The sequence below is a fragment of the Ruegeria sp. CDSC052 genome, assembly GCF_059610685.1.
This window is the reverse complement of record NZ_JBXWOB010000001.1, coordinates 959,676-984,512: the sequence shown is the minus strand read 5'-3', so window position 1 is coordinate 984,512 and position 24,837 is coordinate 959,676. Positions and strand designations below refer to the sequence as shown.

At 56.9% G+C, this 24,837-nt stretch carries 21 protein-coding genes and 1 tRNA gene; 16 read left to right on the top strand and 6 right to left on the bottom strand.

The features are described from left to right. Nucleotides 1–145: 145 nt before the first annotated feature. Complete coding sequence (locus tag AC2FIM_RS04940; RefSeq protein ID WP_496677926.1) at nucleotides 146–2,248, top strand: bifunctional rhamnulose-1-phosphate aldolase/short-chain dehydrogenase; 2,103 nt, start codon at nucleotides 146–148, stop codon at nucleotides 2,246–2,248. Between the two features lie 9 nt (nucleotides 2,249–2,257). Continuing rightward, nucleotides 2,258–3,496, top strand: a complete 1,239-nt coding sequence (locus tag AC2FIM_RS04935) for an L-rhamnose isomerase (protein ID WP_496677925.1) — start codon at nucleotides 2,258–2,260, stop codon at nucleotides 3,494–3,496. A gap of 188 nt (nucleotides 3,497–3,684) precedes the next feature. Here AC2FIM_RS04935 and AC2FIM_RS04930 read toward each other — a convergent pair. Further along, nucleotides 3,685–3,758, bottom strand: a tRNA-Cys gene (locus tag AC2FIM_RS04930). A 228-nt stretch (nucleotides 3,759–3,986) separates the two neighbouring features. Between AC2FIM_RS04930 and AC2FIM_RS04925 the strand changes: the two genes are divergently transcribed. The 3 genes from AC2FIM_RS04925 (at nucleotide 3,987) to AC2FIM_RS04915 (ending at nucleotide 6,946) form a co-directional block, all read left to right on the top strand. Continuing rightward, a complete protein-coding gene (locus AC2FIM_RS04925) occupies nucleotides 3,987–4,640 on the top strand; it encodes a protein-L-isoaspartate O-methyltransferase family protein (RefSeq protein ID WP_142635071.1) in 654 nt (217 codons plus the stop codon). A 95-nt stretch (nucleotides 4,641–4,735) separates the two neighbouring features. Next, nucleotides 4,736–6,154, top strand: coding sequence for a TolC family outer membrane protein (locus tag AC2FIM_RS04920; RefSeq protein ID WP_271947946.1), 1,419 nt, complete (start codon nucleotides 4,736–4,738; stop codon nucleotides 6,152–6,154). Between the two features lie 75 nt (nucleotides 6,155–6,229). Continuing rightward, complete coding sequence (locus tag AC2FIM_RS04915) at nucleotides 6,230–6,946, top strand: hypothetical protein (RefSeq protein ID WP_271947944.1); 717 nt, start codon at nucleotides 6,230–6,232, stop codon at nucleotides 6,944–6,946. A 3-nt stretch (nucleotides 6,947–6,949) separates the two neighbouring features. On the opposite strand, the gene AC2FIM_RS04910 is transcribed toward AC2FIM_RS04915, so the two are convergent. Together AC2FIM_RS04910 and AC2FIM_RS04905 are read right to left on the bottom strand one after the other, a co-directional pair. Further along, nucleotides 6,950–8,407 (bottom strand): cobyric acid synthase, encoded by a 1,458-nt coding sequence (locus tag AC2FIM_RS04910; RefSeq protein WP_271947942.1) that lies wholly within the window; start codon nucleotides 8,405–8,407, stop codon nucleotides 6,950–6,952. Nucleotides 8,408–8,611: 204 nt separating this feature from the next. Then, complete coding sequence (locus AC2FIM_RS04905; protein ID WP_108785849.1) at nucleotides 8,612–8,932, bottom strand: DUF6280 family protein; 321 nt, start codon at nucleotides 8,930–8,932, stop codon at nucleotides 8,612–8,614. Nucleotides 8,933–9,150: 218 nt separating this feature from the next. Between AC2FIM_RS04905 and efp the strand changes: the two genes are divergently transcribed. Then, nucleotides 9,151–9,714, top strand: a complete 564-nt coding sequence (gene efp / locus AC2FIM_RS04900) for an elongation factor P (protein ID WP_142632922.1) — start codon at nucleotides 9,151–9,153, stop codon at nucleotides 9,712–9,714. A gap of 63 nt (nucleotides 9,715–9,777) precedes the next feature. On the opposite strand, the gene AC2FIM_RS04895 is transcribed toward efp, so the two are convergent. Continuing rightward, nucleotides 9,778–10,716, bottom strand: a complete 939-nt coding sequence (locus AC2FIM_RS04895; RefSeq protein ID WP_271947939.1) for an ABC transporter transmembrane domain-containing protein — start codon at nucleotides 10,714–10,716, stop codon at nucleotides 9,778–9,780. 106 nt (nucleotides 10,717–10,822) lie between these two features. After that, complete coding sequence (gene ygfZ, locus AC2FIM_RS04890) at nucleotides 10,823–11,560, bottom strand: CAF17-like 4Fe-4S cluster assembly/insertion protein YgfZ (protein ID WP_496677923.1); 738 nt, start codon at nucleotides 11,558–11,560, stop codon at nucleotides 10,823–10,825. A gap of 73 nt (nucleotides 11,561–11,633) precedes the next feature. On the opposite strand from ygfZ, the gene AC2FIM_RS04885 reads away from it, so the two are divergent. Next, nucleotides 11,634–12,308, top strand: coding sequence for a TIGR04283 family arsenosugar biosynthesis glycosyltransferase (locus tag AC2FIM_RS04885; protein WP_496677921.1), 675 nt, complete (start codon nucleotides 11,634–11,636; stop codon nucleotides 12,306–12,308). An 838-nt stretch (nucleotides 12,309–13,146) separates the two neighbouring features. Here AC2FIM_RS04885 and AC2FIM_RS04880 read toward each other — a convergent pair. Further along, a complete protein-coding gene (locus AC2FIM_RS04880; RefSeq protein WP_496731791.1) occupies nucleotides 13,147–14,016 on the bottom strand; it encodes a MurR/RpiR family transcriptional regulator in 870 nt (289 codons plus the stop codon). 156 nt (nucleotides 14,017–14,172) lie between these two features. Between AC2FIM_RS04880 and AC2FIM_RS04875 the strand changes: the two genes are divergently transcribed. The 9 genes from AC2FIM_RS04875 to AC2FIM_RS04835 all read left to right on the top strand — a co-directional run bounded on the left by AC2FIM_RS04875 (nucleotide 14,173) and on the right by AC2FIM_RS04835 (nucleotide 24,657). Beyond that, on the top strand, nucleotides 14,173–14,928 hold the full coding sequence (locus AC2FIM_RS04875; protein ID WP_496677920.1) for an N-formylglutamate amidohydrolase: 756 nt from the start codon (nucleotides 14,173–14,175) through the stop codon (nucleotides 14,926–14,928). A gap of 8 nt (nucleotides 14,929–14,936) precedes the next feature. Further along, nucleotides 14,937–15,509 carry a TRAP transporter small permease subunit gene (locus AC2FIM_RS04870; RefSeq protein ID WP_496677919.1) on the top strand — a complete coding sequence of 191 codons (573 nt, stop codon included), beginning with the start codon at nucleotides 14,937–14,939 and terminating at the stop codon, nucleotides 15,507–15,509. Then, nucleotides 15,506–16,825, top strand: a complete 1,320-nt coding sequence (locus tag AC2FIM_RS04865) for a TRAP transporter large permease (RefSeq protein WP_496731789.1) — start codon at nucleotides 15,506–15,508, stop codon at nucleotides 16,823–16,825. The genes AC2FIM_RS04870 and AC2FIM_RS04865 overlap by 4 nt, the downstream gene beginning before the upstream one ends. Nucleotides 16,826–16,877: 52 nt before the next feature. Then, nucleotides 16,878–17,912 (top strand): TRAP transporter substrate-binding protein, encoded by a 1,035-nt coding sequence (locus AC2FIM_RS04860; protein ID WP_142632938.1) that lies wholly within the window; start codon nucleotides 16,878–16,880, stop codon nucleotides 17,910–17,912. A 146-nt stretch (nucleotides 17,913–18,058) separates the two neighbouring features. Next, on the top strand, nucleotides 18,059–19,744 hold the full coding sequence (locus AC2FIM_RS04855; RefSeq protein ID WP_142632940.1) for a Na/Pi cotransporter family protein: 1,686 nt from the start codon (nucleotides 18,059–18,061) through the stop codon (nucleotides 19,742–19,744). A gap of 57 nt (nucleotides 19,745–19,801) precedes the next feature. Then, on the top strand, nucleotides 19,802–21,163 hold the full coding sequence (locus AC2FIM_RS04850; RefSeq protein ID WP_496677918.1) for a glutamine synthetase family protein: 1,362 nt from the start codon (nucleotides 19,802–19,804) through the stop codon (nucleotides 21,161–21,163). 130 nt (nucleotides 21,164–21,293) lie between these two features. Continuing rightward, the gene (locus AC2FIM_RS04845) at nucleotides 21,294–22,676 is read left to right on the top strand and encodes an aldehyde dehydrogenase family protein (RefSeq protein WP_496677916.1); all 1,383 of its coding nucleotides are present in this window, start codon (nucleotides 21,294–21,296) and stop codon (nucleotides 22,674–22,676) included. Further along, nucleotides 22,673–23,818: an iron-containing alcohol dehydrogenase gene (locus AC2FIM_RS04840; protein ID WP_142632946.1), complete on the top strand. Its 1,146-nt coding sequence runs from the start codon at nucleotides 22,673–22,675 to the stop codon at nucleotides 23,816–23,818. Before AC2FIM_RS04845 ends, AC2FIM_RS04840 begins: the two co-directional genes overlap by 4 nt. Nucleotides 23,819–23,877: 59 nt before the next feature. Next, entirely contained in the window at nucleotides 23,878–24,657 is a 780-nt protein-coding gene (locus tag AC2FIM_RS04835) for an alpha/beta hydrolase (protein WP_496707894.1), read from the top strand. Nucleotides 24,658–24,837 lie beyond the last annotated feature (180 nt).

Below are 24,837 nucleotides of genomic sequence, written 5' to 3'. Positions count from 1 at the left end.
CCTGTCAATCATTTTCAATCACAAACAATCACTCTGCACTGCAGCATGATTGAAGCTGATTATTTTTGATTGACAGCATGCCTTTGTATACGCAGCCTAGGGGCATGTTCAGAGGGCGCGATCGAGCGCCTGCAGGGAGGAAAAGATGTTGAAAACCGCTGAAAAGCAGTTGCTTGAAAACCGTTGGTCCGACGCTGATGCGGCAGGTATGAGCGAATCGGAACTGCTGCTCTACCGCTCCAACATGCTTGGTTCGGACAAGCGGGTGACCAATTACGGCGGCGGAAATACATCGGCCAAAGTGATGGAAACGGACCCTTTGACGGGTGATCAAGCCGAGGTTTTGTGGGTCAAAGGATCGGGCGGCGACATCGGCTCGATCAAGATGGACGGCTTTTCGACCCTGTATATGGAAAAGCTGCGGGCGCTGAAGGGGCTCTATCGCGGGGTGGAGTTTGAGGACGAAATGGTGGGTTACCTGCCCCATTGCACGTTCAACCTGAACCCGCGCGCGGCCTCTATCGATACCCCCCTGCACGCCTATGTGCCGCGCACCCATGTGGATCACGTCCATGCGGATGCGATTATCGCTATTGCCGCCTCGGCCAACTCTGAAGAGCTGACAAAACGCGTGTTCGGTGACCGGATCGGCTGGCTGCCTTGGAAACGGCCGGGCTATGAATTGGGTCTTTGGCTTGAGAAATTCTGTCTTGAGAACCCCGATGCCGACGGCGTGGTTCTGGCCAGTCACGGGCTGTTCACATGGGGCGACACGGCCAAGGAATGTTATGACACCACCATTGAAGTGATCAACGTGGCGACCGAATGGCTGGCCGCCGAAAGCGAGGTTAAACCGGCCTTCGGTGGTGCAAAGCACGAAAGCCTGGACGCCGCCGACCGCCGTGCGGTCGCCGCCCGTTTGATGCCCGCAATCCGTGGTTTCGTCAGTGGCAACCAGCACATGGTTGGTCATTTCAACGACAGCGATACGGTGCAGGAGTTTGTGAACTCTCAGAACATGGAACCGCTCGCAGCGCTCGGAACCTCTTGCCCCGATCACTTCCTGCGAACGAAAATCCGCCCCCTCGTGGTCGATTTTGATCCTGCAAAGAACAACATCGATGCTGTGCTGGACGGGCTGCCCCAGCAGATCGCCGACTACCGCGACGATTACGCCGCCTATTACGAGCGCTGCAAACACGACAACAGCCCGGCACTGCGCGACCCTAACGCAGTCGTCTATTTGGTCCCAGGCGTGGGCATGATCACCTTTGCCAAGGACAAGGCAACGGCGCGGATCAGTGGCGAATTCTATGTCAACGCGATCAACGTGATGCGCGGCGCATCTGCGGTCAGTGAATATCAGGGCCTGCCCGAACAGGAGGCCTTTGACATCGAATACTGGCTACTGGAGGAGGCCAAGCTGCAGCGCATGCCCAAGCCCAAGGCGCTTGCGGGTCGTGTGGCGCTGGTTACTGGCGGTGCAGGGGGCATCGGGTCTGCCACCGCAGAACGCTACCTGCGGGAAGGGGCCTGCGTGATGTTGGCCGATATCAATGACGAGGCGCTCGCCACCACGCTGGATAATCTCACATCACGGTTTGGGGCGGATGTGGTCCGGCAGGTCAACATGAACGTCACCGACGAGACCACTGTCGCCTCCGCCTACGCGGAGCTGGCCGTTGAATTTGGCGGCGTTGATATTCTTGTATCGAATGCGGGCATCGCATCCTCGGCACCGGTCGAGGACACCACGCTTGAGCTATGGAACAAGAACATGGACATCCTCAGCACGGGGTATTTCCTGGTCAGTCGCGAGGCTTTCAAGGTCATGCGGGTGCAGGACATGGGCGGTGCGATCATTTTCGTCGCGTCCAAAAACGGCCTTGCGGCATCGCCCAATGCGTCGGCCTATTGCACGGCCAAAGCTTCAGAAATCCATCTGGCCCGTTGTCTGGCGCTCGAAGGTGCAGAGGCGGGCATTCGCGTCAATGTCGTGAACCCCGACGCCGTGCTGCGCGGGTCCAAGATCTGGGAAGGGGACTGGCTGGAACAGCGTGCAGGCACCTATGGCACCGACAAGGACGGGCTGGAGGAAATGTATCGCCAGCGGTCAATGCTTAAACGATCGGTTCTGCCCGAAGATATCGCCGAGGCCGCCTATTTCTTTGCCGCAGACACTTCCGCCAAGTCCACTGGCAACATCATCAACGTGGACGCTGGCAACGTTCAGGCGTTCACACGGTAAGAGGCAGATATGAGCTATGACAGCGCAAAAGCCCAGTTTGCAGACTGGGGCATCGACACCGAAGCCGCGATTGAGCGCCTGAAAACCATCCCGATTTCTATGCATTGCTGGCAAGGCGATGACGTGGTCGGGTTTGAGCAGAAAACAGGATCGTCTGGTGGCGGCATTCAGGCGACTGGGAACCATCCCGGTCGCGCCCGCACGCCGGATGAGCTGCGGGCCGATTTAGAACTCGCCTACTCCATGATCCCCGGGTCGCACCGACTGAACCTGCATGCGATGTATCTAGACACGGATGAGACCCCCGACCGGGATGAGATCGAGTACAAACATTTCACGCCGTGGGTGGACTGGGCCAAGGATCAGGGTCTAGGTCTTGATTTCAACCCAACGTTCTTTGCCCATGCCAAGGCGGACGACAATCTGACCCTGTCGCACCCCGACCAAGGCATCCGCGATTTCTGGATCGAACATGGGCGCCGGACCCGCGAGATAGCAGCACAAATCGGGGCAGAGCTTGGCTCCACCTGCGTCAACAACATTTGGGTGCCAGACGGGTACAAAGACACGCCTGTTGACCGCATGGCCGCCCGTCGCCGGTTGGAGACGTCCATCGACCAGATGATCGCAGCGCCTCACGACCGCGCGCACATGCGTGATGCCGTCGAAAGCAAACTCTTTGGCATCGGAGTAGAAGCCTGCACCGTCGGGAGCCACGAATTCTACATGGGCTATGCCATGAAGAACGACACGGTGCTGTGCCTCGATATGGGCCATTTCCATCCCACAGAAAACGTGGCCGACAAGCTAAGTGCAGCATCACTCTTTGTGGATGAAATCCTGTTGCACGTCTCTCGTCCGATGCGGTGGGACAGCGACCATGTGGTCCTGCAAAGCGATGATGTGCTGCAGATTGCGCAGGAACTTGTGGCCTCTGATCTGCTCGATCGAACTTATATCGGGCTTGATTTCTTTGACGCCACCATCAGCCGGACAGCGGCCTGGGTGATTGGCACGCGGAACATGCAAAAGTCGCTGTTGCGAGCTCTTCTTTTGCCGCTCGACCGATTGCGCAAAGCGGAAGACGGGCTGGATTTCTCACAGCGGTTCGTCGTCACCGAAGAGATCAAGGATCTGGATTATGGTGCTGTCTGGGCCGAAGTCTGTGCACGCCATGAGTGCCCCACAGGATTGCGATTGATCAACCAGCTTGATGATTATCAGACATTAGTTGCCGTGCGCAGCTAGCGGCTGGGTGCAGAACGACTTGAGAATAACGGCGGCGACGTGAATTGCTAGGGATTTCGAGTTCGAATCCTCAGTGCCTGTCCAATTGCCAGGTTGTTCGTGTCGGGCTATTGAAGCAGATGTTTCAAATATCCGTGTTTGAAACTCACGCATCGCTTCAGGATTGCATCTAAGTGTTTGAAAACAAATGGAGGCGAGTACCGGAATCGAACCGGTGTACACGGATTTGCAATCCGCTGCGTCACCACTCCGCCAACTCGCCTTTTCAAGTAATATCAAATACTTGCCGTGGTGTGACAGGCGTTTTAGCAGCTTTAATCCGGGGCGTCCAGTGGGTTCGGTCTAAATTTGAGGTACTGAAAATTGGATCACCCATTCGGATCACTCTAAAATCTCCACGACAGACGAAAGTTTCCGCTTGCGGGCCGTTGCTGGTTTGCCCGGGATGTGGCACAAACCCATCAACCTTGGGAAATGAATGAGCGATCCAATGACAGATTTCGCAGCCCGCCGCCGCACCATGGTCGATACGCAGGTCCGGCCTTCGGACGTTACCAAGTTCCCGATCATTGATGCCATGCTGTCCGTCAAGCGCGAGAATTTTGTGCCAGACGCGCAACGCGAAGCCGCCTATGTCGAGGGTTTGATAGAACTTGAGGCTGGACGCTGCATTCTGGAACCGAGAACACTGGCCAAGATGTTGGATGTGCTGAACATTACCAATGATGAGGTTGTTCTGGATATTGCTCCGGCGCTGGGATATTCGACGGCTGTTGCAGCCCGTATGGCGCAGTTGGTCGTAGCGGTGGAAGCGGATGAAGCGCTAGCTGCCGAAGCGCAAACGCTGCTGATGGAGGCTGACGCGGATAATGTGGTTGTTCACGTGGGGCCGCTGGATGAGGGCGCTGCCGAGCATGGGCCTTATGACGTGGTCATGATCCAGGGCGGTGTAGAAGAGGTTCCGTCTGCATTGATTGACCAGCTTAAGGATCATGGGCGTATCGCCTGCCTGTTCATGGAAGGTGATCTTGGGACCGTCCGTATAGGCCACAAATCAGGCGATCGCGTTACCTGGCGCCAGGCATTCAACGCAAGTGCACCAGTTCTGAAGGCTTTCTCGGCCGAGAGTGCATTTTCGCTATAGTCGGCGGGCAGATATATCTGCTGCCTTGATTAGTTCAACACAAAGACGCAAACTGGCCTGAGGGCTGCGTTATTTTGATTTGAGAGGATTTCGCCATGCGTTTTGCAGCAGGAGGAAAGCTGGTCAGGACTCTGGCAGTGACTGCAGGTATTGCTTTGGGCACGTTGCCTGGACGGGCGGTTTGGGCCGACAACCTGACCGACGCGTTCATCGGAGCATATAATACTAGTGGTTTGCTGGAACAGAACCGGGCGTTGCTGCGGGCTGCGGACGAGGATGTGGCGATCGCGCTATCGGCTTTGCGCCCTATTATCAACTGGACCGTCGCGGTTAGCCAAGACTATACGCGCAGCAGAAACAGTGGTGTTACGAACAGTGTAGATCCTTCGAACTTCTTCTCGGGCCTGACGCTGAGCCAGCTGTTGTATGATGGCGGAGCCTCGATTCTAGGCAAGCAATCAGCGCAGGAAACGGTGCTGTCGACCCGGCAGGCGCTGATCGATATCGAACAGCAGGTCCTGTTCCGCGCGGCGACCGCTTACCTGAGTGTTCTGCTGCAGGAAGAGACCGTATCGATTCGTCAAAACAACGTTGAACTGTCCGCAGAAGAGCTTCGCGCCTCGCAGGATCGTTTCGAAGTTGGGGAAGTTACCCGCACAGACGTCGCATTGTCTCAGGCTCAGCTTGCAAGCTCGCAGGCCGATCTGGCGAATGCGCGCGGCGATCTGAGCACTGCTCAGGCGGAATATGTGAACGCAGTTGGCAAACTGCCGGGCCGTACTGCTGGTCAGCCCAGCCTGCCAAACTTACCCCGCTCCGAGACCGAGGCTGTCAGCCTGGCCCAACGCAATCACCCGTCCATTCTGTCCGCACAGCACCAAGTGCGGGCTTTTGATCTGGTCGTTCAGCAGCAGCGCGCGGGCCTGGGTCCGAATGTCAGCCTGAACGCTGATGCGGGCGTCACCGAGAGCTATGATGACGACGATTATGTGAATGATGCGAGTATCTCGCTGAACTTCAGCCAGCCGATCTATGCGGGTGGTCGACTCGCGGCAAGCGTGCGCCGCGCAATGGCATCGCGGGACGCGTCGCGTGCCAATCTGCTGAATGTTCAAAAGAACATTACGCAGGGCGTGTCTGATGCCTATGTCCGGTTCCAAACTGCAAGCGCAAGCCTGAGGGCCTCTTCGGAACGTGTACGCGCCTCGGAAGTTGCGTTTGATGGTATCCGCGAAGAGGCAACTTTGGGTGCGCGGACCACTCTGGACGTGCTGGCTGCTCAGCAGGATTTGCTGGACGCGCAGCTTGCCGAAATTGCTTCCAGAACCGAGCGATCTCTGGCGGCTTATCAGTTGCTGCAGGCCCAAGGTTTGCTCACGGCCGAGCGTCTGGGCCTGGCGGTTCAGATTTACGATCCGACCCTTTACTATAATCTGGTGAAGAAAGCCCCCGCGCAGGTCAGCAAGCAGAGCAAAGATCTGGATCGGGTCCTGAAAGCACTGCGTCGGGACTAAACACCCAATACTGCCTGTTGTGAGGTCTGCATTGTTTGGCTACACTTGGACCTGAGGTTAGAGCGGTAGAAAACAATGACAGACAATGTCGTGAACTCCGGGATCGAAGACGTACTGTCATCGGTCAAGCGGCTGGTCAGCGAAGAAGGTCGAAAAGTTCCCGATCTGGTGCGTTCCAAGTCAGAGCGAAAGCCAGGGCGGCTTGTTCTGACTGATGCGCTCAGGGTTGGCGAGCAAACAGGTGTCGAGACGCAGCCTTTCAAGCTGGATGCTGAGTACAGCGCTGAAAAATCGGTGAAACCGATGCTTTTGCGCGCCTGCGATGTTGTTGCGGGTGATGAAGCGGAGTCGGCTACAGAGCATTCACCTGATCCAGTTGCGGAAGAGGGCATAGCCAAAAGTCTAAGTGCCAAAATTGAGGCGCTGGAAGCCGCGATCGCCAGGACCGAAGATCAGTGGGAGCCCGACGGTGACAGCGTAGATGCCTATTCAGGAACGCCAAATCAACCGTTGGAATGGCAACCCCAAGACGAAGCCCCAGATGCAGAGACTGAGACTGTTGAAAAGGCAGTGTTTGTACGGGACCCAGAGGTATCGGCTGCCGCGGATACAACAGGTTCAGAAGCAGATGCTGCCATGTCCCGGCTTGATGACGATGGCTTGCGCTCTTTGATTGCGCAGGTTGTTCGTGAAGAACTGCAGGGCGTACTGGGTGAACGCATTACGCGGAACGTTCGAAAAATGGTTCGCCGCGAAATCTACCGTGCGTTGGCCGAGCAAAAAGCCGAGTAAAAGTCAGCCTTTAATCGGCGTTTCAGCCAGTTCCAGCAAGCGGTCCAGATCCATATGTCGTTCCAGATGGTCGGCCAGACGATCAAGCGTATCTTCGACACCGTCCTCATAGTGCAGGGTGGAAGAGACTCCCAAAACCTGTAGGTAGTCGGCCCGAAATTGATCGGATGAGAATATACCGTGTAGGTAGCTTCCGCGTATCCGGCCAGTCCGATCAGCTGCGCCCTCCGGGCGGCCCTCGACCTCCAGCCAAGCGCGGGTGCAATCGTTGCCTTCGGTGCGGCCCATATGGATCTCATATCCGGTTAGCGGTTGGTGCCCCGGCAGGGCGCGTGCAGTCCGCAGGGTCACCTTTTTCTCGCCGACCATAACGGTATCCACATCCAACAGCCCCAATCCATCGACTGTACCTGGCCGCCCGTCCACACCATCGGGATCAGCAATGGTGTTCCCGAGCATCTGGTAGCCGCCACATAGCCCCAACACATGGCCGCCACGTCGGACATGGGCATAGAGGTCGATATCCCAGCCCTGAGCACGGAAGTAGGCCAAATCGCCAATGGTTGACTTGCTTCCGGGCAGCAGGACCAGATCGGCGTCGCCGGGCAGCGCGCGGCCAGCGGGCACGATCTCGACCGTGATGCCAGGCTCTGCCGATAGCGGATCAAGATCATCAAAATTGGCCATCCGTTCCAACTGAGGTACTGCAACCTTACAGGAACCGCCACTGTGGGACCGGATATCCATCATATCTTCGGCTGGCAGCTTCCAGGCATCGTCGAACCAAGGCACAACACCGATACAGGCCCAGCCTGTTCGAGCGGCGATGTCATCGCGACCTTCGTCGAATAGGGATACATCGCCCTTAAAGCGATTGATGGCAAAGCCTCGGATCATTGCCAGATCGCCAGCATCCAGCACGGCCTGAGTCCCGACGATCTGAGCAATTACCCCACCTCGGTGAATATCGCCGACAAGTACGACCGGCACACCCGCGGCGCAGGCGAAGCCCATATTGGCAATATCACCCTGACGCAGGTTGGTCTCGGCCGGGCTTCCGGCCCCTTCAACCAACACCAGATCAGCGTCGGTGCAGAGCCGGTCAAAACTCTGGCGCGCGGCTGTCATCAGCTTGGATTTATCCTTGCGGTAATCGCCAGCCTGCATCGTTCCGGCGCGTTTGCCCTGAATGACGATCTGCGCGCCTGTATCTGTTTCAGGCTTCAAAAGGATCGGGTTCATATCCGTATGTGTGGCGCGTCGTGCCGCCAACGCTTGTAGGGCTTGCGCGCGCCCGATCTCGCCACCATTTTCGGTTACTGCGGCGTTATTCGACATGTTCTGCGGTTTGAACGGGGCAACCCGCAGGCCTCGGCGCGTATAGGCGCGTGCCAATCCGGCCACCAGAACCGATTTTCCAACATTGCTGCCTGTGCCCTGAATCATGATGGCGCGAACCATGCCGTGTCTCCTGTTAGCTAACGCGCAGATGACCTGATTTGACGGTGAAGGGAAAGCCCCGGATGACGCGGCATTGTCATCATTTTTCAGTCATCGGGTGAGGGCGCAGTTTCGCACCGGAATTCATATTCGGGGTCTATGCAACAAAAAAACACGCCTCCATCAATAGGAGGCGCGTTTTTTCAAACAGACTCGTGTCTGTGATCAGGCGGCTTCGGCCTGTTGGGCGGCGTTGCGGCGCTCGCTTTCTTCGCGCGAAAGAGCGACCGAAGTCCGCACACCGCGACCAACGAAATCCATCAATCCGCTGACAACCCGTTCATTTGGGTCGATACCCGCGCAAGACAGCACTTCGCGCCCATCGCGCGAGCGTGCCCAGCGGGCGATCTGTTCTGGGCCATTGCCATACTTTTTGTCGTCGGCGATAGCATCATCCAGCGCAGCCAAAACGACGGCTGCGAAAAGTTTACGAGCACGGTTGCCTTGCTCATTGTTAAAGGCGGTGCCGTCAACGAAATCTCTCATCTCGTCTTCCTTGTTGTTCTTGCTCTTGCATTTTCGGCGTGACGGTTCTTATGACCTATTAAGTGCGATTCGGATACACCTAATGTGCATAGTTGCGTTGCGTCACGCGCATAGCTTGCTGCGGCTGCAGCACAAGGTGTCGTTGTCTTGTCAGGTGCGGCCACGCCAGATATAGGGTGCGCGACTGACGCATCAACCGTTTGTGAAGGATTTAAGTCATGCCCAAGATAAATGGGAACGAAATTCGCCCCGGCAATGTGCTTGAGCATAACGATGGGCTATGGGCCGCTGTCAAAGTTGATCATGTAAAGCCCGGTAAAGGCGGGGCTTTTGCACAGGTCGAACTGCGCAATCTGCGCAATGGTTCCAAACTGAACGAACGTTTCCGCTCAGCTGACAAGGTCGAGCGTGTTCGCCTGGAACAGAAAGACCAGCAGTTTCTATACGAATCCGACGGCATGTTGGTGTTCATGGATTCCGAGACCTATGAGCAGATCGAACTGTCCGCTGATCTGTTGGGTGATCGCCGCCCGTTTCTGCAGGACGGCATGACTATCGTCGTAGAATTTTACGAAAGTGAGGCACTGAACGCCAAACTGCCACAGAAAGTGACGTGCAAGATCGTCGAGACCGAGCCTGTGGTCAAAGGTCAGACCGCTGCGAACTCGTTCAAACCGGCCGTTCTGGACAATGGTGTAAAAGTCATGGTGCCACCATTTGTGGGCCAAGATGAAATGATCGTGGTGAATACTGAAACCATGGACTATTCGGAACGCGCGTAACTGCACTTCTGCTTCAAGACACCGAGAACCGCGACAGCCCGCGCTGCGCGGTTCTTTCTATTTTTAGTCTTTGACGCGTCGGTATTTTTCGGGGTTCGGGCCAAATAGTTCGAGCATCAGTTCGAATTTGATCCGGTTTGCGCTGACCTGGCGATAATAGGCGATCAGAAAAGCCGTGGGGCCTTGAATACGGCTGAGCCCACTGGTGGCGGCAACAACTGTGCCGACATCGGTTCTGCCCTGAAGGACAAGCCAGCCACCCAGCATCAGAACCCCAACCGTCCCGGCGCCATTGATCACGCTTAGAAGGAATTTGGCCGAGAGCTTCCAGATGAACATCTTTCGGCGAGTTTCGTAGATTTTGTCGAATTCCGCTTCGATCTCGTGCGCGGCCGCGTCAATCTTTTCTGCTGTCAAACTGTCGGTGGCGCGGCGCAGTATACGAACGCGTTCGGCGACAAAGACGTTCACTTTGCGTTGCGAAACCAGAACGATGATGATCTGCGGCGCGACCATCGAAAAAGCGATCAAACCCAACCCCGGCTGTGTAGACGAGATATAGCCAATCACGCTGATCAGAGTGCCGATTTGGACCACCGGGTCGGAAAAGGCACCGCCTGCGAATTTACCCAGCTCTTCTGCTTCGGCAGAAATGGCGGTAGTCATGGTCCCCTTGCGCATGGTCTCGCCGGTTTCATCCAGATCGGCGGACCGGACCAGCAGCCTTTGCCGGATCAGGCGGATCATATCCTCGCCCAATGTTCCCGCCCGATAGCCGAGCAGCCATTTCAGCCCCAGGCTCAGCAAGATAACCACCATCATACCCGCACCAAGCAGGATCATTCGGTCCACAGATACATCGTCCGAGGTCAGGTGGTTGATGATATCGCGCTGAAACTCCAGCGGGACGGCTGCCAGAGCGGCAACCGCAATAGACAGGATGATAAGGATGATCTGCCGGGCGGAACTGGCACGCCAAATTGCTTTATACAGACGAAACATCAACTCACCCGGATCACTGAACCAAACCTAGTTTGGCAGCCTGTGCTGGGCGGATCAAATGGTTCCGGGGCTGGCGGGGCCATGACCAGGCTGTATTCGAGAATTTTCATTCCTTCAGGCGCACGGTCGCGTCGCCCGCCTGCATATCACCCTTGGCCCTGTCGAGCCTGAAATATGCGATCCCCTGGCCATCCGCTTGGGTAAACAGGCGCCCCACGGATTTCCCGTCAGCAGTTATTTCGGTTCCGACAGGCGTGGTGGCTGAGACAAGTACCGTGCGCAGCCCTTTACGCAGCTCGGTCTTGTGTTTCATGCGCGCGGTCACTTCCTGACCGACATAACACCCTTTTTTGAAATCAACGCCGTTCAGCAACTCGAACCCTGATTCCAGAATATAACTGTCTTCGGTCAGTTCGATTCCGGTTTCGGGAATGCAATGGAGCACGCGGATCGCGTTCCAATCGGTTCCGTCCTCGCTTTCCGCATCTTCGGTATATGCGCGCCAGCCCATATCTGAATGGCGCGGATCGGGCAGGGCCCCATCGGGTGCCAGGCCAGTGCCGCGTTGCAGATTCAGGCCGCTGGCTTCGATCGTTAGGTCGGCGCGCAGCTTGTACATGCTCAGACGTTTGATCAACCCGTCGGCAATAACCTCGGCGACGTCCAGCAAGATATCGTCGCCCTCGCGTTTCAGAAAGAAATCGGCCAGATACTTGCCTTGTGGGGTCAGCAGCGCCGTATAGACCAGACCCCGATCAAGCCCGGCAATGTCATTGGTCACCAGCCCCTGCAAGAAGCTGTCAACGTCGGCACCGGTTAGGCGCAGAATGCGGCGATTGGGCATGGCAGAGTCCTCGTCTTTTCCATGGTGCTCGTGATATATGAGAAGTCGCTCATAAGACCAGAGGATATCCGACGTGCCGGCACCGATCAGTATTGTAATTCCAACCCTGAACGCGGCCGAAACCTTGCCTGCGACACTTGGGGCGCTGATGGAGGGGCTGCGCGCAGGGTTGATCCACGAATTGATTGTGTCGGATGCAGGCTCTGCCGACAAAACCCATGAATTCGCCGAGAATGCCGGGGCCAGGATCGTGACAGGAGAAGCCTCGCGCGGGGGGCAGCTGCGCCGTGGCTGTGCAGCCGCCAAAGCCGATTGGCTGTTGGTACTTCATGCGGATACGGTTTTGCAGGACGGGTGGAGCAATGTTGTGCGGGATCATCTGCCCTCCGGGCGACCTGCGGCGTTCAGACTGGCCTTTGTGGCCGCGGGGTTTGCGCCATCCTGGGTTGCCGGATGGGCCAATCTTCGTAGCCGGATCTTTGGGTTGCCCTATGGTGACCAGGGCTTGCTAGTCCGGCGTTCTGAATATCAAGATGCAGGCGGTTTCCCGGAACAGCCCTTGATGGAAGACGTGGCGCTTGCCAAAGAGTTGCGCCGCATCACGCTGTTGTCCGCCCGCGCCTTTACGAGCGCGGACCGGTATGAACGGGCGGGGTGGTTGCGTCGTGGTGGTCGGAATCTGTGGACTCTGACCCGCTATCTTCTGGGCGCTGATCCCGAGCGGTTGGCGCGGGCGTACCGGCAGTAAGCGTCGTTCTGAGTTCGACAATGGATTTGCCCAGCCGGAACGGGGCGGCGAAACTGACAAGGCACAGTGCAATGATCTGAAGCACCAGAATATGCCCGTTTTCTCGCAAATACTCCCATTCATCCTTAAGCTTGCCGACCTGAGTGACAAGGTCATCGTAACTTTGGGCCAAGATCAAATAGTCGCCTGCGATTGCGGGAACTTTCCTGCGCAGATTGTCGATAGCTTCCTGTGTCGGGTCATCCAGCGTTGTGAACACCAGAAACTGGTCGACGTCGAATGAGTGCACTTTCGATGTCATCGCGCGCATGTCATCGCGCTCTTCCTGGGCCTGCCGTCCAAACAGGAATTGTAGCCCCCTCAGAGGGGCGACTTCGTTTGTTACGGCAATAAACAAGGGCAGGTCAGCGTTGCTTGCGGTTGAGGCTGAAAGGAACTCAACTTTTTCGCACAGCGCTCCGATATCCTTGTCATAGGCCGGGTCGCAGAACCGCAATCGAAACCGCGCGGCGTCGCGGTCAAAGGCAAGCGTTGCGGCATAGGCAACGTCAATCTGCCGGTCCAGACGGGAACTGTCCGCTGTATAAAGCCCGGCCATCACCGCAACCAATGCGCCGACCCCGCCCAGAACCACCCAGACCAGATCAGCCAGTTTCCATGCGCGATGCCCGGCTGGCTTGCGAAACAGGAACGCTGTGCCAACTGTGCCGATCAGAAAAAACAGAATCAGCAGCGGCAGCTGGTTTTCGGTAATAAATGTCATGGAAACAAAGTGACCAACCGCCGGTCAAGTGGCAACACTCCTCACGGGCAGTTGTAGTTTTGGAACAATCCGAAGCTAAGAGCCCGAACTTTGACCGAATTTCCTAAACAGCTTGGTGCGATCAAAGGCCTGTTCCAGTTCGACCGTGCGATCTTTGACCGAATCCCAAAGCCGTTCCTGAACTTCAGCTATGGCGCATTCCATCAGGGTCAGTATCGCAGCCATCGAATCCCAGGCAGAAGGCACCGAGATGCGCGCCGCGAATGTGTGTTTGGCCAGCCGGTGGATTGGCGAGCGCCACTGATCGGTCAACAGCACGATTTCGGCCCCGCGCTCGTGGCAGAGCTGACCAATCAACAGGCTCGCATTCTCATAGCGCCGGACATCCAGCGCGATCAGCACATCCCCTTGACGCACGTCCAACAGATCATGGGTCCAGGATGCGGCGACCGGCAACAGGCGGACATCCGGTCGGATCATTTGCAGGTGCAGATACAGGTATTGCGCCAGTGTTCCGGTAATGCGGCCACCGGTGATGAAAATACGCCGGTTCTGATCGCTCAGCAGGCTGCAGAAGCTATCGAATTCGTCGGGGTCGATCTCGTCGATTGTGCGCTTCTGGTTGGCCAGAGAACGCTGGGAATAGCGGTTGAGGATATGTTCTTCGGGCAGGTCATTCTGCCAGACATCACGTTTGGCTACTGGCCCCGAGATCATTTCTTTGACCTCACCACGCAGCGCGGCCTGAAATTGAGGATATCCGTCAAAACCGGTCTTTTGCAGCATCCGTGCAACCGTAGTGGTCGAGACTGAGGCGGTACTGGCCAATTCGGTGATACTACCCAGCCCGACCATCGGGTAATCATCCAGCAGAACGCTGACCAGTTGCCGTTCAGACGGGGTCATCTTGTCCCGATGGGCCAGAAGCCTGTCTGTCACCCGCACTGGCGTGTCCTCCTATTATGCGACCAGACCATAATGTGAATAATTTTTCAGCAAGATCAAGCTTGGAAAAATTTATACAGAAAAAATATTGACAGGATGATGTGGTCTGTGGAAATTTTTCCACAATGTCTCGTTTTGGAATCGCAGGACGGTAGATTGGACTTCGGCAAAGTTGTTCATACGGATTTGGCGGGCAATGCGCCTGTGGTCGTACTGGTGTGCGAACATGCGTCTAATCGTATCCCGGCTCTTCTGGGTGATATGGGGTTAAGCGCTGAAGCACGCGAAAGTCATATTGCCTGGGATCCAGGCGCCCTGGCCGTGGCGCAGGCTATGGCCAAACGCATGTCAGCACCTTTGGTCCATGGCGGGGTGTCTCGGCTGGTCTATGACTGCAATCGCCCGCCCGAGGCGGCGGGTGCAATGCCGATCCGCAGCGAGGATTACGAAATCCCGGCGAACATCAACATGTCGCCCGAGCAGCGACTGGCCAGAATCGAAAACGTGTATCAGCCGTTTTGCGCCGCTCTGTCGGATTTGATCGATCAGCACAGCGCTTCACTTAGGCTGATGGTGACAATCCACAGTTTCACGCCGATCTATCTGGGGCAGAAACGGCAGGTCGAACTGGGTATTCTGCACGGTGTGGACAACCAGTTTGCCACAGCGATGATGGCTGACGAAGCTATCGGCAGCCCTTTTATCATCAGGCTGAATGAGCCTTATTCTGCGGCGGATGGAGTAGCTCATACACTGGATACCCAGGCGCTGCCCCACCGCTTGCTGAACGTGATGATCGAGATCCGCAATGACTTGATCCGCACGCCTAAGCAGCAGGCAGAGATGGCCGATTGCCTGGTGCCCTGGATTGCGCGTGTTCTGTCCGGTTTTCAGGAAGGGGCGTCAGCGTGATCAAAGCGATGAGCGCATATGTCCGTATCGTGGATGCGATCAACTATCGGATCGGGCGGGTCATGATGTGGGGCCTGTTTGTCATGATGGGCATCCTGTTGTGGTCTTCGATATCAAAGACCTTCTTCCTACCGTCGCTCTGGACACTTGAAATGGCACAGTTTGCGATGGTGACCTATTACATCATGGGTGGGCCATATTCGATCCAGCTAGGGTCGAATGTGCGCATGGACCTGTTTTACCACAACTGGAGCCCCCAACGAAAAGCGTGGTTCGATGCATTTACCGTGCTTTTGCTGATCCTCTATCTGGGTGTGCTTTTCTATGGCGGGTTGGGATCGACGGCGTATAGCCTTGGTTATTGGGGCGACGAACCCGTTTCCTACTTCACCGGACTGCTGACCGGCAGTGAAGAGATCGGTCGGCTTGAACGTTCGTCGACTGCGTGGCGGCCGTATATCTGGCCGGTCAAATCCATCATGGTGTTGGGCTTCTTCCTGATGTTGCTGCAGGCAGTCTCGGAATTTTTCAAGGACATTGCGCGGATCAACGGGCAGGAAATCGGGGTACAGCGGGCATGAGCCAGGAATATATCGCCATCTTCATGTTCGCGTTGATGATGCTGATGCTGTTCACCGGTCAGCGCGTTTTTGGTGCGATCGGTGCGGTTGCGACGATCGCGGCGCTTTCATTGTGGGGAACCGGAGGGCAGGACATCACGTTTTCAGCCGCGATGAAGCTGATGAAGTGGTATCCGCTGCTGACCCTGCCAATGTTCATTTTCATGGGCTATGTGCTCAGCGAAAGCAGGCTGGCGGATGACCTGTATCGCATGTTCCATGTCTGGATGGGGCCGGTGAATGGCGGGCTTGCCATCGGGACGATTGGTTTGATGGTCTTGGTTTCTGCCATGAATGGCCTCAGCGTGGCCGGGATGGCCATTGGAGCCACGATTGCTTTGCCTGAACTGTTGAGACGCGGGTACGACAAAACCATGGTGACCGGTGTCATTCAGGCCGGGTCCAGTCTGGGTATCCTTGTACCGCCTTCGGTGGTTCTGGTGCTGTATGCGATGATCGCCCGTCAACCTGTGGGACAGTTATGGCTGGCGGGGATCGTGCCCGGCCTGATGATGGCTGGTATGTTCATCCTTTACATCTGGATCCGCTGTCGCATTCAGCCCGAGCTTGGTCCAGCGATGAAAGACGCGCACGAGGTTCCGCGGGCCGAGAAAATCCGGTTGCTGGGCGCGGGTGCGTTGCCGCTGATTATCTTCGCTGCGATGATGGTGCCCTTTGTGAACGGGTGGACGTCACTGGTTGAAAGTTCGGCCATCGGAGCGCTGGCGGCATTGGTGGTTTCGGTGGCCAAACGTCGAATGACCTGGGCGATTTTTGAAACCTGTATCAAGCATACGCTGGCGATATCGTGCATGTTCATGTGGATCATCCTTGCAGCACTTGGTTTTGGCGCGGTTTTCGACGGGCTTGGTGCGGTGAAGGCAATCGACAACTTGTTTACCGACCAGTTGGGCCTGTCACCCTGGATGATCCTGATCTTGATGCAGCTCAGCTTTATTGTCATGGGCACGTTTCTGGACGACACTGCGATGCTGGTCATTGTCGCCCCGCTTTATGTACCGCTGGTTGGTGCGCTGGGCTTTGACTTGATTTGGTACGGGGTTCTGTACACGATCACCACACAGATCGCCTATATGACACCGCCTTTCGGCTATAACTTATTTCTGATGCGCGCGATGGCCCCACCAGAAATCACGCTGAGGGATATCTATGGCTCGATCTTTCCGTTCGTCGCCGTGATGGTTCTGGCGCTTACGATTATCATGATCTTCCCGGAACTGGCTCTTTGGCTGCCCGGATATGTCTATGGAAATTAACAAGAATGCCTTTCGAAGAGGCACGAAGCACTTCAACAGAGAGGAAATTGACATGACGACAAGACGTAAGTTTCTGAAAACCGCCGGGGTAGGGGTCGCAGCCGCACCTCTGGCCGCACCGGCGCTGGCTCAAAGCACGATCACGTGGCGCATGCAGACCTATGCCGGTCCTGCGCTGGCGGCGCATGTGATCGACCCGGCAATCGAGATGTTCAATAAGATCGCCGGTGATCGGATGCAGATCGAGCTGTTCTATGCTGACCAGCTTGTTCCGACAGGCGAACTGTTCCGTGCCATGCAGAAAGGCACCATTGATGCAGTACAGTCCGATGATGACTCGATGGCGTCGCCCACCGATGTCACAGTGTTCGGCGGCTATTTCCCGTTTGCCTCTCGCTATTCCCTGGATGTACCGGTTCTGTTCAATCAGTACGGTCTGAACGAAATCTGGGACGAAGAATACTCGAAAGTCGGGGTCAAGCACATCTCGGCTGGCGCATGGGACCCGTGCCATTTCGCCACCAAGGACCCAATCAACAGCCTGGCGGACCTGCAAGGCAAGCGTGTCTTCACCTTCCCTACAGCGGGTCGCTTCCTCAGCCAGTTCGGTGTGGTACCAGTTACACTGCCATGGGAAGATATCGAGGTCGCCGTACAGACCGGCGAGTTGGACGGCATCGCATGGTCGGGCATCACCGAGGATTACACTGTCGGCTGGGCGGATGTGACCAACTACTTCCTGACCAACAACATCTCAGGCGCCTGGGCCGGGTCTTTCTTTGCCAACATGGATCGCTGGAACGAGTTGCCGGAAGATTTGCAAACCCTGTTCCGTGTATGCTGTGACCAGTCGCATTATTACCGCCAGTGGTGGTACTGGGGCGGCGAGGCCAGCTTGCGGGTCAATGGAGACAAAATGCAGCTGACCACGATCCCGGATGAGGAATGGGCACAGGTCGAAGGCGCGGCAATCGCATTCTGGGATGAGATTGCAGCAGAATCTGAGATCAAGGCGAGGGTTGTTGAGATATTCAAGCAATACAACGCCGACATGCTCAAGGCCGGTCGGCCTTATCGTTACGGATAATAAGCAACTTCCCGACGCGGGTAACTCCTCTCGCGTCGGGTTTGGACATCACCTGGCGACACCTCTTATGTTCATATCAATCCCAATAACAGAGATGCGAAACCGGATGCACAGTGCTGCTCACCGGTCGGACGGGGTATGAACACATGGCCATCGCTGGTTTTCTGATCGAGATTTTTGCCGCAACCATGTTGCTGCTTTTCGCCGTTCGCTTGGTTCGTACGGGGATTGAGCGGCGATTTGGCGCGCTATTTCAATCGCTTTTGACCCGACATTCAAACAGTTTTGTCGCCGGTGGCGCGGGTATGGTTCTGGCTACGATCCTGCAAAGTTCAGCCGCCGTGGCGGTTTTGCTGACAGGGTTTGCGGCGGCCGGAATGGTCAGTTTTGGCATCGCCCTGGCGGGGGTTTTGGGGGCCGATCTGGGATCGGCTCTGGTCATTCAGATACTGTCTTATGATTTGGGATGGTTGCAGCCAGTGTTGCTGGCGCTGGGCGGGTGGCTCTACCTCAAATCCGATCGGGCAAATGTTCGCCTGATGGGGCGGATTGTTCTGGGTGTGGCCTTCATTTTGGTATCACTGCAATTTTTGCGCGATGCTGTTGATCCGATCCGCGAAAGCGCCTTTTTGCCGGCCATCGCGGGCTATCTTGAAAGCGACTATTTCAGTGCCTTCATCGTTGGGGCTGTGCTTGCCTTTGTCATGCACAGCTCGGTTGCGACAATCCTGATGTGCGTGACGCTGGTACAGATCGGGGCAATCCCATTCGCGGCGGGTTTGTCGTTGGTATTGGGGGCCAATTTGGGCTCGGCCTTTATTCCGATCTGGCTGACGCGGGACCAGATCGTCTCGGCCCGCCGGATACCGATAGCCAACCTGTTGCTGCGCGGCAGCGCGGCGCTTGTGATGCTGTTTGCTGTCAACGTCACCGGTACCCATGCCGCATTGATGATCAGCGGACCTGGGCAATCGTTGATCTTTGCCCATATCGGTTTCAACCTCGTGGTGTTTCTGCTGGCAACCGGATTCGTCACCCGGATGGAAGCGCCGATGGCTTTGCTCATGCCCGAGACCGACCCTGAATCTGGTGTGGCAGATCAGTTCTCGGGTGCTCTTAATCCGCTAGGCGACCCCAGTGCCACAGGCCCTGATGTTGCGATGTCCTCGGTGCGCCACGAATTGTTGCAGATGGTCACGCAGGTCGAACGCATGTTCCGCCCGGTGCTGGATATCTATGAGCGTGACGACATTGATACCATTGCTGCCCTGTCGCAGCAGGATGAAATGGTAAACGCCCAGTTGACGGAAATCCGACGCTTTGTCGCGCGGTTGCCGCGGCAGAATATGAGCAAGTCTCAGATCAAAGCCGCCCGTGGTCTGGTGGAATACGCTATTCGGCTCGAGGCCGCTGGAGATGTCGTGTCGAACAGAATGACGCGTTCAGCAAAGATTAAACACATGGAAAGGGCCGAGTTTTCCGCCCAGGGGTGGAAAGAACTCAAGGATTTACACGCCACCATTCAGGAAAGTTTTTCGCTGGCGCGACACGTTTTGTTAGTAGATGACGTCGACTGTGCCCGCCGTCTTGTTCTGGACAAGGCCGAGATCAAAAGGATGTCCCGCGACAGCCGCAAGGCGCATCTAAAGCGGCTGGAGCGTGGTCAAACGGAAAGTTTCCAGTCCAGCGATCTGCATCTGGAGGCACTGCGCGCTATGCGCGATCTGCACGGCCATATTGCGGCCATCGCCTATCCGATCCTCTACAAAAGCGGACAGGTTCTGGAAACGCGGCTGGTTATGGAAATGGAGAAAGAAGCGGCCGAAGACTAACGGCCGTCGATGGGAACAGGGGCGCGGTGGGCCCGATTGTGATGAAGGATGAACATGATGGGTCATGATGTTGTGTTGGCGGACCTCAAAACCAAGGTTGAAGCAGGTGAAGTAGACACCGTTCTTGTTTGCATGGTGGACATGCAGGGGCGGCTGATGGGCAAACGGTTTCATGCCGGTCACTTTGTGGCAGGCGCTTGGCAAGAGACCCATTGCTGCAATTATCTGTTGGCGACAGATCTGGAAATGGGCACGCCTGACGGATATGCCTCGACCAGCTGGGAGCGGGGCTATGGCGATTACGTCATGAAACCTGATCTCAGCACTTTGCGCCCGGTGCCGTGGCTTGAGGGCACGGTGATGGTGATGTGCGATGTTCTGGATCACCACACGCATGAAGAGATCCCGCACGCGCCCCGGTCGATCCTGAAGAAACAGGTCAAACGCCTGAAAGCCATGGGTTACGACGCGATGTGCGCCACCGAGTTGGAGTTCTTTTTGTTTGAGAAGAGCTTTGACCAGATCCGCAAGGAAGGCTTTCGCGATCTGGCGCCGATCTCGGGCTATAATGAGGATTATCATATCCTGCAGACCACCAAGGAAGAGCATGTGATGCGTCCCATCCGCAATCATTTGTGGAACGCGGGCATCCCGGTCGAGAATACGAAGGGCGAGGCCGAGACCGGTCAAGAAGAGTTGAACATCAAATACGCCGCCGCCATGGAAACGGCCGAGTATCACTCGATCGCCAAGAATGCGGTGAAGGAAATCGCCTGGCAGCACGGGCATGCGGCCACGTTCCTGCCGAAATGGCATCATGACAAGGTTGGTAGTTCATCCCATGTGCATCAGTCGCTGTGGTCTGAGGGAAGGCCAATCTTTTTCGACGAAAAAGATCCGCTCGGCATGTCGGCAGTAATGAAAAGCTATATGGCCGGGTTGTTGAAATACGCTGCCGATTATACGTGTTTCATGGCCCCCTACATCAACAGCTACAAGCGTTTCCAAAAAGGAAGTTTTGCGCCGACGCGGATCATCTGGTCGGTCGACAACCGCACCGCCGGTTTCCGACTGTGTGGTGATGGAACCAAATCGGTTCGCGTGGAATGCCGTATTCCGGGCTCGGATATGAACCCGTATCTGGCGATTGCCGGTATGTTGGCGGCGGGTATCGCGGGCATCGAGGAAGGGTTGGAGCTTGATCCACCAACCAAAGGCGATGCGTATCAGAGCGAGTCCGGCATGATCCCCGGGAACCTGCCCGCTGCGCGGGATGCCCTGCTTGGCTCAACCATGTTGCGGGCCGCTATGGGGGACGAAGTTGTTGATCACTATGCGCGCGCCGCCGAGGTGGAAATCGAGGAATTCGAAAGCGTGGTTACTGATTGGGAAATTGCCCGCGGGTTCGAAAGGGCCTGAGGGTGGACGAAGCTGGGGGCCCTGCCTGCCGCTATTGGTGCTTGAGCCAATGGCGCATCAATGACGGCCCCCGAGGTTTGTGTTGGCCAGATAAAGCAGGAGATTCTGCTTTTTAGAGGATGGAGTGGAGATGGGGCAGATGTTGAAATGCATCTCGCCGATCGATGGATCGGTTTATGCTGAGCGCGAAACCTTATCGCGCGAAGCAGCGTTTGAGGTGGCCGCGCGGGCCAGGGAAGCGCAAACAGCCTGGGCAGCACGCCCATTACAAGAGCGAATTGATCTTGTGATGGCGGGTGTCGCCGCTGTTGGTGCGATGAATGACGAAATCGTGCCCGAGTTGGCCCATATGATGGGGCGCCCAGTGCGCTACGGCGGAGAGTTCGGCGGGTTCAACGAGCGCGCCGGCCATATGGCCGAGATCGCGCAGGGTGCACTGGCCGATATTGCGGTGGGCGAGGATGAGGTCTTCAGGCGCTATATCAAACGCATTCCGCACGGGGTGGTCTTTGTCGTGGCGCCCTGGAACTACCCGTACATGACTGCGATCAATACGGTGGCCCCGGCGTTGATTGCGGGCAATACCGTGGTGCTGAAACACGCGACCCAGACCTTGTTGGTGGGTGAGCGGATGGCGCAGGCTTTCCATTCGGCAGGTGTTCCTGAGGATGTGTTCCAGAATGTGTTCCTGAGTCATGATGTGACTAACGATTTGATCGCTGGAAATGCGTTTGATTTCGTGAACTTCACTGGCTCGGTCGGTGGTGGTCAGGCGATGGAACGTGCGGCGGCGGGCACATTCACCGGGGTCGGTACCGAGTTGGGCGGCAAGGATCCAGGCTATGTCATGGACGACGCCGATCTGGACGCAGCTGTTGATACGTTGATCGACGGTGCGATGTTCAACGCGGGCCAGTGCTGCTGCGGGATTGAGCGGATTTATGTGCACGAAAGCCTGTATGATGCGTTCGTTGCCAAAGCGGTTGAGATTGTTCAGGGCTATAAGCTGGGCAATCCGCTGGATGCAGAGACGTCGATTGGACCGATGGCCAATATACGCTTTGCCGATGAGGTCCGCGCGCAGATTGCCGAGGCAGTTGCGGATGGCGCAGTTACCCATATCGACACTTTCCCCGAGGATGATGGGGGGGCATATCTGACCCCGCAAATCCTGACCAATGTCACACACGACATGCGGGTGATGCGGGATGAGAGTTTCGGCCCCGTAGTTGGTATCATGAAAGTGTCGTCGGATGACGAAGCCATCGCGCTGATGAATGACAGCGAATTTGGCCTGACCGCCAGCCTCTGGACCCGCGACGTGGACCGGGCCGCGCAGGTCGGTGACCAGATTGAAACTGGCACCGTCTTCATGAACCGCGCCGATTATCTGGATCCGGGCCTGTGTTGGACCGGTTGCAAGAATACCGGGCGTGGCGGTGGTCTTTCTGTCATCGGCTATCACAACCTTACCCGCCCCAAATCCTACCATCTGAAGAAGGTGACATCATGAGCCTGTCTGGAAACTGGTCTTATCCGACCGCGATCAAATTCGGCGCTGGCCGCATCAAGGAACTGCCCGAAGCCTGCGCTGCGGCCGGAATGAAACGCCCTCTGCTGGTCACGGACAAGGGGCTGGCTGATCTGCCGATCACCTCGGCGACGCTGGATATTCTTGAGGCTGCGGGTCTGGAGCGTGGCCTGTTTAGCGAAGTGGATCCGAACCCCAATGAGAAGAACCTTGAGGCCGGCGTTGCGGCATATCGGGCAGGCGACCATGACGGGGTAATCGCATTTGGCGGTGGCTCGGGGCTGGATCTGGGTAAGATGGTGGCTTTCATGGCCGGGCAGACGCGCCCGGTCTGGGATTTCGAAGATATTGGCGACTGGTGGACCCGCGCTGATGCCGATGCCATTGCTCCGATCATTGCGGTTCCGACCACCGCTGGCACCGGGTCCGAGGTCGGGCGCGCCAGCGTCATCACCAATTCGGAAACCCACGCGAAAAAGATCATCTTTCACCCTAAGGTACTGCCAACTGTGGTGATCTGTGACCCGGAACTGACCGTGGGAATGCCGAAATTTATCACCGCCGGCACCGGTCTGGACGCATTTGCCCATTGTGTCGAGGCGTTCTCCAGCCCGCATTACCACCCTATGTCACACGGCATCGCGCTGGAGGGGATGCGGCTGGTCAAGGACTACCTGCCGCGCGCCTATGCCGACGGCACCGATATCGAAGCGCGGGCGCAAATGATGAGCGCGGCAGCGATGGGCGCGACCGCCTTCCAGAAGGGCCTCGGTGCGATCCACGCGATGAGCCACCCGATTGGCGCGGTATTCAACACCCATCACGGGACGACCAACGCGGTCTGTATGCCCGCGGTGCTAGAGTTCAACGCCCCCGCCATCGCCGACCGGTTCCAGCAGGCCGCGGCCTATCTGGGCATCGATGGAGGCTTTGACGGGTTCCGCGCCTTTGTGCAGGAGTTTAATGACTCGCTGGGTATCCCCCGCAAACTCTCGGATATGAAAGTGACCGATGCGGCAATCCCCGAACTGGTCAAGGGGGCGATCATCGATCCCTCTTGCGGCGGCAACCCGGTTGAACTGACCGAGGACAACCTGACGGCGCTGTTCAAAGCGGCGCTGTAAGCCTCTTGCCGATCCGCTCCCTCATCTCTCATAGTGATGGCAGGTGAGGGGGCGTTTCCATGACCAAAGAGATTGTTCTGATCCACGGAGCCTTTGCCGGACCGTGGTGTATGGCCGATTATGCGGGGTTCTTCCGCGACCGGGGCTGGACCGTGCACACGCCTGCTCTGCGGTACCATGGCGGCGACCCCAAGGCCGAACCCGATCCGGGCCTGACCGACGTCAGCGTCACCGACTATGCCAACGACATTGCAGAGTTCGTGCAGGGGCTGGACGGCAAACCGGTGCTGCTGGGTCACGCCATCGCAGGCGTAGTGGCGCAGCAGGTGGCAGCGCGCGGCTTGGCCAGCGCCATCGTTCTGATCAATCCGAACGCGCCATGGGGCACGCTGCCCGAAACCGACGACGAACGCGCCGTTCCGCGTGCGCTGATGGAGGGCGGGGCGTTCTGGAAACAGCCCATGCGGGTTGAGTTCGATCTGATGGCGCCCTTTGCGCTGAACAAGATGCCCGAGGCGCAGCAGCATGAGGTGTTCGACCAGCTGGGTGCCGAAAGCGGGCGGGTGATGTTCGAGATGTTCTTTTGGATGTTCGACGACGACCACGCGATGAAGGTGGATATCGACAAGGTCGACTGCCCGGTTCTGATCGTCTCGGGCACCGAGGATCGGGCCGTGAACCCCAACACCTGCCGCGCGTTGGCGAAGCTCTACGGAGACCGCGCGACGTTTCTGCCGGTCGAGAACCACGCGCATTTTCTGTTCATAGAGCCCGGGTGGGAGGGGCCAGTCGGGCAGATTGCGGAGTGGTTGGACGGGGTGTCGGTGATGCCGGGCTGAAGCCCGGCCTACGGATAGTGGAGACGTACTAAACTATTCACACAATGCTTGATGCAAAGCATCAAGCACGCGCTCGACCCGCCCCTTAAGGCGGGCGCGAAGCGTTTTGGGCAGCGCTGAGAACATACAGCTACTTCAGTGATTTCCAGTCCAACTCGCCTCAATGGCCACGATACGATC